7 protein-coding genes are annotated in these 15,021 nt (G+C 66.1%); 5 read left to right on the forward strand and 2 right to left on the reverse strand.

The window, feature by feature from the left end:
• Window positions 1-18: 18 nt before the first annotated feature.
• From ACZ6W9_RS16445 to ACZ6W9_RS16465, 5 genes are all read left to right on the forward strand, one after another.
• Window positions 19-3,531 (forward strand): helicase-related protein, encoded by a 3,513-nt coding sequence (locus ACZ6W9_RS16445; RefSeq protein WP_470118402.1) that lies wholly within the window; start codon window positions 19-21, stop codon window positions 3,529-3,531.
• A complete protein-coding gene (locus ACZ6W9_RS16450) occupies window positions 3,528-6,356 on the forward strand; it encodes a DUF1156 domain-containing protein (protein WP_470118404.1) in 2,829 nt (942 codons plus the stop codon). The genes ACZ6W9_RS16445 and ACZ6W9_RS16450 overlap by 4 nt, the downstream gene beginning before the upstream one ends.
• Before the next feature lie 4 nt (window positions 6,357-6,360).
• On the forward strand, window positions 6,361-9,747 hold the full coding sequence (locus tag ACZ6W9_RS16455) for a Swt1 family HEPN domain-containing protein (RefSeq protein WP_470118406.1): 3,387 nt from the start codon (window positions 6,361-6,363) through the stop codon (window positions 9,745-9,747).
• A 217-nt stretch (window positions 9,748-9,964) separates the two neighbouring features.
• Window positions 9,965-11,959, forward strand: a complete 1,995-nt coding sequence (locus ACZ6W9_RS16460; protein ID WP_470118408.1) for a GmrSD restriction endonuclease domain-containing protein — start codon at window positions 9,965-9,967, stop codon at window positions 11,957-11,959.
• Window positions 11,960-12,025: 66 nt separating this feature from the next.
• A complete protein-coding gene (locus ACZ6W9_RS16465; protein ID WP_470118410.1) occupies window positions 12,026-13,720 on the forward strand; it encodes a hypothetical protein in 1,695 nt (564 codons plus the stop codon).
• Window positions 13,721-13,834: 114 nt separating this feature from the next.
• Here ACZ6W9_RS16465 and ACZ6W9_RS16470 read toward each other — a convergent pair whose 3' ends face one another.
• Both ACZ6W9_RS16470 and ACZ6W9_RS16475 read right to left on the reverse strand, forming a co-directional pair.
• Window positions 13,835-14,044: a DUF397 domain-containing protein gene (locus tag ACZ6W9_RS16470; protein ID WP_470118412.1), complete on the reverse strand. Its 210-nt coding sequence runs from the start codon at window positions 14,042-14,044 to the stop codon at window positions 13,835-13,837.
• Window positions 14,045-14,058: 14 nt separating this feature from the next.
• Complete coding sequence (locus ACZ6W9_RS16475; RefSeq protein ID WP_470118414.1) at window positions 14,059-14,952, reverse strand: helix-turn-helix domain-containing protein; 894 nt, start codon at window positions 14,950-14,952, stop codon at window positions 14,059-14,061.
• Window positions 14,953-15,021: the final 69 nt, after the last annotated feature.

The raw sequence follows: 15,021 nt of genomic DNA on the forward strand, positions 1-15,021 counted from the left end.
GTGAAGCGGGAGGCCAGGGTGGCGGGCGTCAGACTCGAGGAGCTGACTCCGGGCGCGGTCGTCGGCGGCGTGACACCTGGAGGAGACGTCTCCGTCGTCGCGGTCAAGTGGTACGGCTCCAACGCCGTCAACCTCACCTACCGGACCTCCGGCGGCCGGATCGAGGATCAGCTCCTCTCCCGCGACCACGAGCCCCGGCTCAGCCTGCGCAAGCCCTCGGCCGCCTACGGCTTCGACGGCGACGGCGCGCTGTTCAAGCTCGCCGCCGAGGCGCTCCGCATCCGCATGGCGGCCCGCTTCGACCCGATGCTCGCGGTCACCACCAGCGACCTGGAGCCGCTGCCGCACCAGATCCAGGCGGTCTACGGCGAGCTGCTCGACCGCACCCCCCTGCGGTTCGTCCTCGCCGACGACCCCGGGGCCGGCAAGACCATCATGGCCGGCCTCTACATCAAGGAGCTGATGCTCCGCGGCGATTTGGAACGGTGCATGATCGTGGCGCCGGGCGGCCTGGTCGAGCAGTGGCAGGAGGAGCTGCTGGAGAAGTTCGGCCTCCGCTTCGAGCAGCTCACTCGCCAGCTCGTCGACGCCCAGCTCGACCAGAGCGTCTTCGAGCGCCACCCGCTGCTGCTTGCCCGCATGGACCAGCTCTCCCGCAACGAGGAGCTGCAGGCCCAGCTCGCCCGGAGCGACTGGGACCTCGTCGTGGTCGACGAGGCCCACCGGATGTCCGCCCGTTACTTCGGCGACGAGCTGAAGAAGACCAGGCGATACCAGCTCGGCGAGCTGCTCGGCCGGCATGCCCGCCACCTGCTGCTGATGACCGCCACCCCGCACGCCGGCAGCGAGGCCGACTTCCAGCTCTTCATGGGCCTGCTCGACTCCGACCGCTTCGAGGGCAAGTACCGCGAGGGCATCAGCTCCGCCGACACCGACGGGCTCATGCGCCGCATGGTCAAGGAGGACCTGCTCACCTTCGACGGCAGACCGCTGTTCCCCGAGCGCCGCGCCTACACGGTGCCGTACGACCTGTCCGACCCCGAGCGGGAGCTGTACGAGGTCGTCACCGACTACGTCCGCGAGGAGATGGGCCGGGCCCAGCAGCTCGCCGCCCAGGGCGAGGGCCGGCGCGGCAACACCGTCGGCTTCGCGCTCACCGTCCTGCAGCGCCGCCTCGCCTCCAGCCCGGAGGCGATCCTGCAGTCCCTCGTCCGCCGGCACAAGCGCCTGCAGCGGCTCCGCCACGAACTGGCCACCGGCGGCAGCGCCATGGAGTCCCGGCTGAAGGACCGGCTCGCCGCCGCCCTCGGCAAGGCCCCGGACGACCTCGACGCCGAGCTGGACGAGCTGCCCAGCTCCGAGGTGGAGGAGCTGGAGGACGACGTCGTCGACGCCGCGACCACCGCGCAGACCATCGCCGAGCTCGACAAGGAGCTGGGCATCCTCGCCGACCTCGCCGAGCTGGCCCGCCGGGTGCGCAACTCCGGCACCGACCGCAAGTGGACCGAGCTGTCCGACCTGCTCTGCGACGACCCGCTGATCCGCGACGCCGACGGCAGCCCCCGCAAGCTCATCGTCTTCACCGAGCACCGCGACACCCTGGAGTACCTCGTCGAGAGGATCCGCGGGCTGATCGGCCGCGAGGAGGCCGTCGTCGCCATCCACGGCGGCGTCTCCCGCGACCAGCGCCGCCGCGTCAAGGAGGTCTTCACCCAGGACAGGGAGTGCCGCGTCCTCGTCGCCACCGACGCCGCGGGCGAGGGCCTGAACCTTCAGCGGGCCCACCTCATGGTCAACTACGACCTGCCGTGGAACCCCAACCGGATCGAGCAGCGCTTCGGCCGCATCCACCGCATTGGCCAGACCGAGGTCTGCCATCTGTGGAACCTCGTCGCCGCCGACACCCGCGAGGGCGCCGTCTTCCTGCGCCTGCTGGAGAAGATCGAGGAGCAGCGCCGCGCCTACCGGGGCAAGGTCTTCGACGTCCTCGGTGAGGCGTTCCACGGCGAGCCGCTGCGCAAGCTCCTCGTCGAGGCCATCCAGTACGGTGACCGCCCCGAGGTCCGCGACCGGCTCAACCAGGTCATCGACGACTCGGTCGGCCAGGGCCTCGACCGGCTGATGCGCGAGCGCGCCCTGGCCCACCAGCGGCTGGCGGAGACCGATGCCGCCCGGTGGCGGCTGCGCATGGAGGAGGCCCAGGCCCGCCGCCTGCAGCCCCACTACGTCAAGGCGTTCTTCCTCGCCGCGTTCAAGCTGCTCGGCGGCCGGATCGCCGAGCGCGAGACCGGCCGCTACGAGATCACCCACGTCGCCGGCGACCTCGTCGAGCACGACCGGCAGATCCGGGCGGGCGTCCCGGTGCTGCGCCGCTACGAGCGCGTCACCTTCGACCGCGAGCTCGTCCGCGTCCCCGGCCGCCCCCGCGCCGACCTGCTCGCCCCTGGGCACCCGCTGCTCGACGCGGTGCTCTCCCTGGTCGTCGAACGGCACGGCACCCAGCTCAAGCAGGGCGCGGTGCTCGTGGACCGCCGCGACCCGGGGGAGGAGCCGCACCTGCTGGTCGCCGTCTCCCAGGAGGTCGCCGACGGCCACAACCGCGTGGTCAGCAAGCGCTTCGACTTCGTCGAGCTCGGCCGGACGGCGGCCCGTACGGCGGGCGCCGCGCCGTACCTCGACTACGCGCCCGCCTCGGAGCGGGAGCGGCGGCTGGTGGCCGGTGTGCTGGAGGAGGACTGGCTCGCGGCGGGCGTGGAGGACCTGGCGATCGGCTGGGCCGTCGAACACGGCCTGGCGACGTTCGTCGACGACCTGCGGACCCGGCTCAAGGCGCAGACCGCCCGCACCCGGACGCTCGTCCGGCAGCGTCTCCTGCAGGAGATCAACTACTGGGACACCCGGCACGCCGACCTGCTGGACGCCGAGCTGACCGGCAAGAAACTCAAGATCCGGCCGGAGACCGCGCAGCGGCGGGCCCGCGACCTGGAGGCCCGGCTGGAACGCCGCCTGGCCGACCTGGAGCGCGACGAGCTGCTCCAGGTGCGGACCCCGCTGGTGGCCGGCGGCGCGCTGGTCGTCCCGCAGGGCCTGCTCGACCGGCTGGACGGCCTGCGCACCGGCCCGCCGGAGGCGTACGCCAGGGACACCGCCGGGGTGGAGCGGCGCGCGGTGGACCGGGTGCTGGCCGAGGAGCGCAAGCTCGGGCGGCTGCCGGAGGAGATGGCGCACAACAACCCCGGCTACGACATCCGCTCCCGGACGGTGGACGACCACTGGGTCTTCCTCGAGGTCAAGGGCCGGATCGCCGGGGCGACCGACTTCCACGTCACCCGGACGGAGGTGCTGACCGGCAAGAACTCCGGCCGGTCCTTCCGCCTCGCGCTGGTGAGCGTTCACCCGGACGGCCCGGAGCACGACGAGGTCCGCTACCTCGTCGACCCCTTCCGGGACGTGGAGTTCGGCGACTTCGCCGCCACCGACCTGAGTGGCGACTGGAACAAGGAATGGGCACGAGGAGGAGCACCGGTATGAGCGACATGGGCGTGGGCACGGGCGGCACCGGTGTGGATGGCGGTACGGGTTCGGGCGGGTACCGGAAGAAGCTGATCGAGGTCGCGCTGCCGCTGGAGGAGATCAACAAGCAGTCGGCCCGGGAGAAGTCGATCCGGCACGGCCACCCGTCCACCCTGCACCTGTGGTGGGCTCGGCGTCCGCTGGCGGCCTGCCGGGCGGTACTCTTCGCCCAGCTCGTGGACGACCCCTCCTCGCGCCCGGAGGAGTTCCCCACCGAGGCCGAGCAGGAGGTGGAGCGCAAGCGCCTCTTCGGCATCATCGAGCGGCTCGTCGACTGGGACAACATCAACGACAAGGCGCTCTACGAGGAGGCCCGCCGGGAGATCTGGAAGTCCTGCGACGGCAACCCGCCGCCGATCCTGGACCCGTTCGCGGGCGGCGGGTCGATCCCGCTGGAGGCGCAGCGGCTGGGGCTGGAGGCGCACGCCTCGGACCTGAACCCGGTGCCGGTGCTGATCAACAAGGCGCTGATCGAGATCCCGCCGAAGTGGGCGGGGCAGCCTCCGGTGTTCCCGGGGGCGGCCGAGGAGCGGATGGGGGACTGGCCGGGGGCGACCGGCCTGGCGGAGGACGTTCGCCGGTACGGGAAGTGGATGCGGGACGAGGCGGAGAAGCGCATCGGGCATCTGTATCCGAAGGCGAAGCTTCCGGATGGGACAGAAGCCAACGTTATTTCCTGGATATGGGCGCGTACAGTTACATGCCCTAACCCGGCTTGCGGTGGAATCACCCCCTTAGTTAGCTCCTTCTGGCTTGGCAGAAAGAAAGGAAAAGAACGTTATGTAGAACCCATTATTGAAGGAAATCGGGTCCGTTTTGAAATTCGTGGCCCAGGAGGTATCCCTAAAGATGGAACGGTTAAGCGGACTTTCTTTACTTGTGTTATATGTGGCTCATCAGAAAAGCGTATATTTCTTAGCAAGGAGGGCAAGGCGGGGCGAATTGGAAGTCAGCTCATGGCGGTTGTTGCGGAAGGAGTCAGGGGCCGTTACTACCTGGCGCCAAACAATAAGCATGAGGAGGCCGCCGACGTTTATCGCCCGGAAAACATTCCTGACGCAGATATAGCCAAAGAAGTAAAAGATGTCTGGTGTGTTAATTATGGAATTAACACCTATGACAAGCTATTCACTAATAGGCAGCTAGTAGCGCTTTCGGTATTCAGTGACTTAATCTCCGAGGCTCAGGATAAGGCTCTCAGCGAAGCTGTTGCTGCTGGTCTCCCGGTCGGCGATTCTCTCGTGAGTGGTGGCCTGGGGGCTCAAGCTTATGCAGAGTCTGTTGCTGTTTACCTCGGAATTTTGGTTAGTAAGGCTGCGGATAGACTTTCGAGTGTTTGCGGATGGGACTCAAGCACAAAGACCGAGGGGACTCGTAATGTCTTCGCGCGTCAAGCAATTCCCATGGCATGGGATTACTCGGAGGCTAATCCCTTTATTGAAGCGTCAGGGGGGGTGCAAAAGTCAGAGCAGGCAATATTTTCGGTATTGCGTAATCTTCGCGCTCAAGGTGTAGGGACGGCAGATCAGGTAGATGCCGCTTCCCGTTCTTATGAGGGTGTTCTTGTATCTACAGACCCTCCATACTATGACAATATTAGCTACGCCGACCTGTCTGATTTCTTTTATGTATGGATCCGTCGCTCGCTTGGTCGAATATTCCCCGAACTTCTTGGGACAATGCTTACCCCCAAGGACCAAGAACTCGTTGCTAAGCCTTATCGTCAAGGTGGAAATGATGGGGCGACGCGGTTTTTCGAAGACGGATTCCGTCGCGTATTCTCTAAGATCCAAGAGGAGGCACCAGCGGATTACCCCATAACGGTTTTCTATGCCTTCAAGCAATCTGAAACAGAAGGTGAAGGCGAGGCTTCGACAGGCTGGGAGACACTCCTTGAAGGAATGATTAAATCCGGATGGTCGATCACCGCAACTTGGCCGATTCGAACCGAATTGGGCAATAAAATTCTAGGTATCGGTAAAAATATACTTGCTTCTTCAATTGTCTTGGCCTGCAGGCCAAGACATGGGGCGGCTGGATTAATCGATAGAAGAGGATTAATAAACGCACTTAAGGTGGAGCTTCCAAGCGCGCTGCGAGATCTACAGCAAGGTGGTGTTGCGCCTGTGGACTTAGCTCAAGCGGCAATTGGTCCAGGAATGGCAATTTTCTCGCGGTATGCTCAGGTTGTTGATCCTGATGGTTCTCAAATGCGGATTCGAGCAGCGCTCGTTTTGATCAATCAAATCCTTGCCGAGGTGCTCTCTGAACAGGAGGGCGACTTCGACTCCAATACGCGATTCTGTATTAAATGGTTCGAAACTCATGGTTTTGATGAAGGTGTCTATGGTAGTGCTGAGACACTTTCCAAGGCTATGAATACGTCTGTTGATGGCCTCGACAGATCGGGTGTTCTGAGGTCACGGGCAAATAAGGTTCGGTTATATAGCTTTGATGATCTACCAAGTGACTACGACCCCCGGGGCGATGACCGGATTTCAACCTGGGAAGTCGTGATGCACTTGGCCAAGCGGCTGGACGAGGAAGGCATCGAGGCGGCCGGGCGGCTTATGGCTGCCGCGAAGACCAGGATTAGTAGCCTCGACACCGCGAAGGAACTCTCCTACCTGCTCTTCTCGATCTGCGAGAAGCGCAACTGGGCCAAGACTGCCCTGCTGTTCAACGCGCTCGGTTCCTCCTGGCGGGAGATCGAGAGCGCGGCGCGCAACGCGCCGACCCCGATGACCCAGGGAATGTTCGACTTCACCCCCGAAGAGGACTGACGAGATGGCGCTCAGCAACAGGGACAGGATCGGTCGGGGCCTGGAGATCCTCGGGAAGGGCCTGGAGCCGTTCGTCGAGTTGATGATGAGCATGGCCACGACCGGCAGCCATGACTGGCTCCAGGTCATCGAGGCCCGTGACGCGGCCAAGCACGGCGTGAACAGGTCCTACGAGAAGACCGACGTCCGCTTCCTGCTCCGGGTCCTCACCGAGGAGTGGCGGGTCTTCAAAGACCGCTTGTCCCGGGTGGAGCAGAACTTCGCCAGTGAGCTGCGCGAGGTCGGCAACAAGTGGGCGCACACCAAGCCGTTCTCCGGTGACGACACCTACCGCGCCCTCGACACGATGGAGCGGCTGCTGACCGCGATCGGCGCCATGGACCGGGCCGACGAGGTGCGCAAGCTCCGGTTGGACCACCAGCGCGGCCTCTACGACAGCGAGGCCCGCAGGGCCGCGCAGTCGGTGACCTCCATGCCCGTCGTCGAGGCCAACGGGCTCAAGTCGTGGCGGGAGGTCATCACCCCGCACCAGGACGTGCAGCGGGGCAGACTGGACGCCGCCGAGTTCGCCGCCGACCTGCACATGGTCTCCATCGGGGAGAGCGTCGGCGAGGAGTACTCCCACCCGGTCCAGTTCTTCCGGCGCACCTACCTCACCGAGGGTCTGAAGGACCTGCTGAAGCGTGCCGTCGAGCGGGTCGGCGGCGACATGAACGCCACCCCGGTCTGGAACCTGCAGACCAACTTCGGCGGCGGCAAGACCCACTCGATGCTCGCCCTGTGGCACCTCTTCTCCGGCACGCCCCTGCACGAGTTCCCCCAGGAGGTCGTGGACCTGCTGCAGGAGACCGATGCCCGAGCGGTCGGCACGAAGGTCAACCGGGCCGCGCTGGTCGGCAACCACATCGACCCGAAGGCCGGCAAGGTCAAGGAGGACGGCACCCACGTCCGCACGCTCTGGGGCGAGCTGGCCTGGCAGCTCGGCGGCCGGGAGGCGTACGAGTTCGTCAGGGAGTCCGACCAGGCGCACACCAACCCCGGCGACGCGCTGCGCCGGCTCCTGGCCGCGTACTCGCCCTGCCTGATCCTCATCGACGAGTGGGTCGCCTACGCCCGGCAGCTCTACGGACGCGAGGACCTGGAAGCCGGGACGTTCGACACCCAGTTCACCTTCGCGCAGACCATCACCGAGGCGGCCAAGGCAGTGCCCGGCGCGCTGCTCGTAGTCTCCATCCCCGCCTCCAGCCACAAGGAGGCGGAGGAAGGGATCATGGGCAGCGCCCTGGAGGTCGGCGGCGTCAACGGCCAGGCCGCCCTCGACCGGCTGCAGAACGTGATCCGTCGCGTCGCCCAGCAGTGGCAGCCCGCCCGTGCCCACGAGTCCTTCGAGATCGTCCGTCGCCGTCTGTTCGAGGAGCCCAGTGCCGCGGCCAAGGCCGAGATCGCGGCGATCGCCAAGCAGTTCTGGAAGTTCTACAACGACCACAAGGGCGAGTTCCCACGCGAGTGCTCCGAAGTCGCCTACGAGAAGCGGATCATCGCCGCCTACCCGATCCACCCGGAGCTGTTCGACCGGCTCTACGAGGACTGGTCCACCCTGGACCGCTTCCAGCGCACCCGAGGCGTGCTGCGGCTGATGAGCATGGTCATCCAGCGGCTCTGGCAGTCCCAGGACGCCGGGCCGCTGATCATGCCCGGCTCGCTGCCGCTCAACGATCCATTGGTGGTCGGTGAGCTGGCGCAGTACCTCCAGGATCACTGGAAGGCCGTCCTGGAGACCGACGTCGACAGCGAGACGGCCACGCCGGTCCAGATCGACCAGGAGCGGACCGTCTTCGGCAAGCGGGCGCTCACCCGTCGGCTGGCCCGGACGCTCTTCTTCGGCTCCGCCCCGACGCTGACCAGGCCGCACAAGGGCATCGAGCAGCAGAACATCCGGCTCGGCGTCGCCCTCCCCGGCGACGTGGTGGGCAATTTCGGCTCCGCGCTGCACGTCCTCACCGACCGGGCGACCTTCCTCTACGTGGACGGGTTCCGCTACTGGTACGACACGCAGGCGTCGGTGACCCGTACGGCCAAGGACTACGCCGAGCGGCTGCACGTGGAGGACGTCTGGCTGCAGATCACCGATCGGCTCAAGAAGGAGCTCAGGTCGCGGGGCGACTTCTCCGCCGTACACGTCACCAGCGGCGGCGCGGACGTGCCGGACACCGGTGACGCGCGCCTGGTCATCCTGCACCCGAGCGTCGTCCACGCGAAGAACGACCGCGGCTCCTCGGCCATGGTCCGCGCGCAGGAGATCCTCGACAGGAAGAGCAGCGCCCAGCGGATCAACCGCAACATGCTCGTCTTCCTCGCCGGTGACGCCAAGCGGATGGAGGAGCTGGCGGAGGCCGTACGGGAGTATCTCGCCTGGAAGAACATCACCGACCGCCGGGACGAGCTGGACCTCACCGTCCAGCAGATCAAACAGGTCGAGACCCGGCTCGCCAACGCCGACCAGGCCGTCGAGCTGCGGATCAGGGAGACCTACTACTGGGCGCTGGTCCCGGCGCAAATGCCGGGGGCCCACATCACCTGGCAGATGGAGAAGGCGGACGGCAGCAAGGAGCGGCTCGCCGAGCGGGTCAGCGCGAAGCTGCGCCAGATCGACGCGCTCCGGGTGATCCAGGCCGCCTCGGTCATCCGGGGAAACCTGGACAATGAGCTGGCCAGCGTCTGGCAGCGAGGCCACATCTCCGTCAAGGAGCTGTGGGACTACTACTGCCGCTATCCCTACCTGCCGAGGCTACGGGGCCGCGAGGTGCTGGAGGACGGCATCGTCGCCGGCCTCGACGAGCTCGACTGGGAGCGCACCGGGTTCGCCCTCGCCACCGGCTACGACGGCGAGCGGTTCGAGGGCCTGGTCCTGCCCTCCCGGGCGGGCTTCGGGCAGGTCACCGACGGCACCCTGCTGGTCCGGCCGGACCTGGCCGTCGCCCAGCGCGACGCCGAGGAGCGGGCCCGCGCCGAGGCCGAGGCTGAGGCCGCCCGGCGGGCCGGGGGAGTCGGCGACACCGTCGTGCCGGCCGGATCGGGCAGCGGGATGGACGAGGTGACGGTCACCGTCCCGGGACCGGGAGGGGCGATCCCGCCTCCGCCTCCGCCGGGGCCCAAGAACGTCAGGTTCTACGGGGCCACCAGTTTGGACCCGGAGTTCTACCAGAAGAGCTTCACCAAGCTGGCCCAGGAGGTCATCCAGCACCTGGCCGCGGCCGAGGGCGTGGAACTGGAGCTGAGCATCGAGATCACCGCGCGCAAGGCGGACGGCTTCCCTGAGGACAAGGTGCGGATCGTCTCGGAGAACGCCCGCGTGCTGAGGTTCGACCAGTTCGGCTTCGAGGACCGCTGAGCGCGCCGATGTGCCCGCCCGTTACCACCGGGCGGGCACATCGGCCCAGGTAGACCCTCATGCGATGGCAATTTGCCGGATTTACCCAATTAGTTACATGTCTGTCCTTAGCAAAAAATCGCCTCGCCTTGCCGGTCTGTTGGAAAGAAGATTTCGCCTCAGTAAGGTGAAAATTCAAGCGATATCCCTCGACTGATTGCACGGAGTCCGCATGCCGGTGGAGAAGACAGAGCGCGACATCCAGACCCTGGTGGGGCAGATCTCCAGCGGAGAGATCAAGCTTCCCGAGATCCAGCGTGGTTACGTCTGGAAACCCACCCAGGTCGCCAAGCTGATCGAGTCGCTCTACCGGGGCTATCCCACCGGATCACTCCTCTTCTGGAGGACGGTGGAGAGTCCCGCCACCCGGTCAGTCGCGATCGGCAGCCAACCGGCGAACCCCGCAGTGCAGCCACTCTTCCTGCTCGACGGGCAACAGCGCCTGACCTCCCTCCACCGGGTGCTGAACGACCATCATGAGGCGCAGATCGTCTTCAACGTTGAGACCGAGGCGTTCCAGAACCAGAGCGCGGCGACAGCGAAGGATCCGCGCTGGATCAAGGTCCATGATGTCGCCCGGCCGGGTGTCAAACAGTTTCCGCTCGTCAGCAAGATGCACGCTGCGGTGCCGTCCCTCGACCCGGATCTCATTGGGGAGCGGCTGGGGCATCTGGCGGCCATCCGCAACCGTGCGTTCCACCTGGAGATCCTCACCGAGTTTCCCTACGAGGAGATCGCGCAGATCTTCGTCCGGGTCAACAGCGGTCGTCCGCTCAAGACCAGTGACCTGGCGCTGGCGACCCTGTCGGCCCGCTGGACCGGGGTGCTCCAGAAGCTGGAGGACGAGGCGGACCACTGGGCCCAGCAGCACTACCAGGACCTCGACATCACCTTCCTGACCCGGGCGCTGACCGGCACGGTGCTGGGCCGCGGCCTGTCCACCTGGTCGCACGGCCGGCTCGTCGCGGCCAGTGACGAAGAACTGGAGAAGGGGTGGGCCACCGTCCAGCGCGGCCTGCGCCACCTCATCCCGCTGCTCCGGGAGAACCTCAAGGTCAGCAACAGTAACCTGATCCCCTCCCACGTGGCGCTGCTCCCACTGATCGTGCTGCTCGGCGAGCACCCGGACACCGGGCTGGACGTCGAGACGGCGAACGGGATCATCTACTGGTTCCTGCTCGCCAACCTCCGCAACCGCTACAGCAGTTCGACCGACACCCGCCTCGGCCAGGACATCCCGGCCGCCCGCGGTCCCGAGCCGGTGAAAAAGCTCCTTTCGAACCTCGGCGTCAACGGCGCCCACTTCGAGGTGACCCCGCAGGACCTGATCGGCCGTACGGTCGGCAGCCCGTACTTCTTCCTCAGCTTCCTGGTGGCCAAGAACGCCGGCGCGCGGGACTGGTGGTACTCCACGGAGATCTCGGCGACCGCGGAGGCGGGCCAGAAGCTGGAGTATCACCACATCCACCCGCAGGCGACGCTCCGGAACCACAAGAAGGACTACAGCAAGACCGAGATCAACGATCTCGCCAACCTGGCCTTCATCTCCGCCAAGGCGAACCGCAAGATCAGCGACCGGTCGCCCGGCGAGTACTTCGTGGACCCGAAGCCGCCGCTGCTCACCGAGGAGGAGCTCGCGGCCCACTTCGTGCCGTACGACGAGTCGCTCCGGCACGCCGGCGCCTACCGCGACTTCCTGAACGCCCGCCGTACGCTCCTCGCCCGGGCCATGACCGAGCTGCTCGACCGCTTCCGGCCGGCGTGGATGGACGAGACCGCGGTGGTGTCCGACCCGCTCGCGGGCTGCGCCCTGGAGTTCACGCTCTACCAGAGCTCCTGGGACGCCGGCCGCATCGTGGTCAACGCCAGGCGGGAGGACGACGAGTGGACCGGGACGTTCGGCTTCGCCGACCTCGAGTCCGTCATCGAGGCCGCGAACGGCGGCCTGGACAGTGACCTGGAGATCGCGGGGGAACCCGTCCCCGTGCGGACCGAGAGCGACACCGTCACGATCCCCATCGGGCCGTTCCTGGCCTCCGGCACCATCGACGCCTGGCGTAAGAGCCTCGAACGCGAGAAGGCCGACGCCCAGCCGCTGTCCCGCTGCCCGGTCGTCGAGCCCCGGCCGTGGGAGGGCGAACGACTCCTCTTCCCCGTCACCAGCATCGAATAGCGACCGCCGCTTCCCGCGAGGTGCCCCCCACATGAGAACATCGCGCACCGGCGGCCGGGAGGAACGGTGACTTCCGGCCGCTACCGCACCGTCTTCCACACCGACCTGGCTCCGGCTGACGCCTTCGCCAGGGCCAAACGAGAGCTGCGTTCCTGGCTGGTCGCCAAGGCCAGGCACAAGGACATCGACATCGCCGCCTACGATGCCGAGCAGGCGCGCCTGGGGGAAGGGATCATCTTCCTCCACAATGCCCGTTCGGATGGGGACGGCGCCCACACCCGGCGGTGGCAGCTTCGTGAGAACCAGGACGGCGGATACTGGCTCAGCTCCCTGATTGTTCACGCGCCTTTCAGCCCCAGAAGCCCTGAGCAGCGCACCTGGTTCTGGCTTGATGTCGAGTACATCCAAACCACCGATGAGACAGAGGAGGAACGTAAGCCACCACGAGCCGCCGTACCGGGCCTCGCCCGTCAGTTGCTGGAGGTCGTGGACGCTCGTGACCACTGGGCCCAACTGACCCCGAAGCCCACCGTCATCAGGCCGAACAGGGTCGACGAGCTACTGGAGATCCTCGTCGACGAGAAGCGGCGGCTTCCGGCCGTCGTGGCGTCACCGCACAACCGCACTCCCTTCGAGGAATGGCGGAAAACGGTCGAGAAACTCCTGAGGTTCCTCCCCGGCCTGGCGAGCCTTTACATCCTCGATCCGCTGGCGGTAGATCAGTTCAATAACGCGGTGCCTGCCCCTTTCGGTGTCTGGGGTGGGGCGGTCAGGACATACCTTCCCGACCTCGACCTGGCGGTCGATGGGGACGCCGCTCGCCATCGAGTGCTGTCCGAGCCACGTATTCAGGCTGAAGGCGGTCGAGCCGCACAGCTCCTCGCAGGTCTTCCCCGAAGACTCGCGGCCGACGGCCACCTGCCCGATCCGCTGAACAGGCTGGCTCGTACGGTTGCTGCCAAGCCAAGGACGGCTCCTCCAGCAGAGGACAGCAGGATGTCCTTTGCGGCACTCCAGCAGGAGATAGTGAGCCTGCGTCAGGAGAATGACGAGCTTCGGGAACTGTTCGACATGGCGGGGCATGAGGAGAAAAAGCTCCGAGGGGAACTCGCCGAGGCGCAGGACAGCCTGATGGGCGTCACTGACGACCTGGAATCGGCGAACAAGAAGATCGCTGAGCTGGCGGACTGGGTGCGTGTTCTCCGAAAAAGGCTCATGGACGCCGGTCGTCCCGCCGAGGCGCACGCACCGATCGAGGAGCCGACCAAGCTCCCCACGGAGCTGTCCGAGGTGCTGGAGCGGCTCGACGATTTCGATCGGGTGGAGTTCACCGGAGATGTCGACAAGGTTCGGAAGCTGGAGGAGAAGGCACAGTCATCGGCGTGGGCACAGACCACCTGGCAGGTCGTTCTCGCGCTCCAGGAGTACGCCGAGTCGGTGATCGAAGGGAAGTTCAAGGGCGACTTCTGGCGCTGGTGCAGCGAACCGCCCTCCGGGGTCTCGGCCATCCCCGCCGGAAAGGTGAAGCCGAACGAATCCAAGACGGTGCACACCAACTCCAGGATGCGGCGTCAGCGGGAGCTTCCGGTGCCGCAAGAGGTCCACCACTCCGGACGTGTCCACATGTGGTCGCACATCTACATCGGCGGGAACGCGGGGATGAGCTCCCCGCGCCTGCACTTCCACGACGACGTGCATGGGACCGGGAAGATCTACATCGGCTACCTCGGGCCTCACCTGGAAGTGAAGTCGACTAACTGATCCGGCGAGGTGGGCGGTCCCGGCTTGCCCGGCGCCGAAGGCTGCTTTCCGGGAGGTGGCGCTACACGACGGCCTCCCGGAAGCGTCTCGCCTCCAACGGGGTGAGCTCGCCGATCAGGTGAGGTCGTCGAGGCCGCCGCGCTTGATGTCGCCGACGAAGGCGGCCCAACGGTCGCGATGGAAGACGAGCGTGCCGCCGTCGCGGTCCTTGGTGTCGCGGACGGCGACGGCATCGTTGACGAACGCCACCTCAACGCAGCTCGGGCCGTCGGCGCTGAGGCTGCTCTTGCGCCAGCGCGCACCGGAGAGGTCGGGCTGCTGCATCCTGCTTCCTTCCCCTAGCGATCTTCACGCAGGGACGCGATGAGAGCGGCCGTGTCGGCGGGGCTGAGGGCTATCGCGCGAAGATGCTGGCATGTGTCGTTGTATTGCCGGATATCCGCCTCTTTCTCAAGAAACAGACCGCCGGCCATGCTGTCAATGTGAATCACGTCGGGGCCGTCATCGTCAAACTTGAGCACGATGAAGCTCCCCGGCATGCCGGGATGGGCTCCGGCTGAGAACGGAATGACCTGGACGGTGATGTGTGGGTGCTGGGCCTGCTGAGCAAGGTGCGTGAGCTGGTCACGCATGATGGCGTCATCACCGACCGTCCGCGACAGCGCGGCCTGATCCAGGATCGCCCATAGCCGCAGAGGCGTTTCGCTCTCCAGAAGCGCTTGGCGGTGCAGCCGGGCGGCGATCCGCGTCTCGATCTCGTCGTCGGTGATGGTGGGCCGCACGCCGCGCATCACCGCCCGCGCGTAATCCTCGGTCTGGAGCAGTCCCGGGATGAACAGCGACTCGTAGTTGATGGCCTCGCGGGCCTCCGCTTCCAGGCCGATGTACGCGCTGTATTTGTCGGGAAGGTCTACCTCGAACCCGTGGATCCAGCCGCGTTGCTTGGCCTCCTTCTGTAAGGCCACCAGTCCGGTGCGGCGGTCGCCGGTCACGCCGTAGGCGTCGAGCAGAGCGTTGAGGGTCCGGAGCTGCGGTTTCGCCTTGGCCGTCTCGATCCGGTGGAGGGTGGCGAGGTTGACGTCGGTCTTCTCGGCCACCTCGGTCTGGGAGAGTCCGGCGTCCTCGCGGAGGCGACGCAGCTCGGAGGCCAGGCGGCGCAGACGCACCGTAGGCGGCTGGCGTTTGGGCCGTGGCAGGGGTCCGACCGGGCCCAAATCGGGCTTCACCTGCATCTTTAACGCCTTTCTGGATTATGCGGCCAGTGTGAACGCCTGTATTGCGTTCACTCATTGTGATGGTGC

It is taken from the genome of Streptosporangium sp. NPDC053982 (assembly GCF_055585205.1).

Excerpts from the sequence above, each read along its gene's own strand:
- ACZ6W9_RS16450 (WP_470118404.1), top strand. The coding sequence starts at position 3,528 with ATGAGCGACATGGGCGTGGGCACGGGCGGCACCGGTGTGGATGGCGGT.
- ACZ6W9_RS16455 (WP_470118406.1), top strand. The coding sequence starts at position 6,361 with ATGGCGCTCAGCAACAGGGACAGGATCGGTCGGGGCCTGGAGATCCTC.
- ACZ6W9_RS16470 (WP_470118412.1), bottom strand. The coding sequence starts at position 14,044 with ATGCAGCAGCCCGACCTCTCCGGTGCGCGCTGGCGCAAGAGCAGCCTC.
- ACZ6W9_RS16475 (WP_470118414.1), bottom strand. The coding sequence starts at position 14,952 with ATGCAGGTGAAGCCCGATTTGGGCCCGGTCGGACCCCTGCCACGGCCC.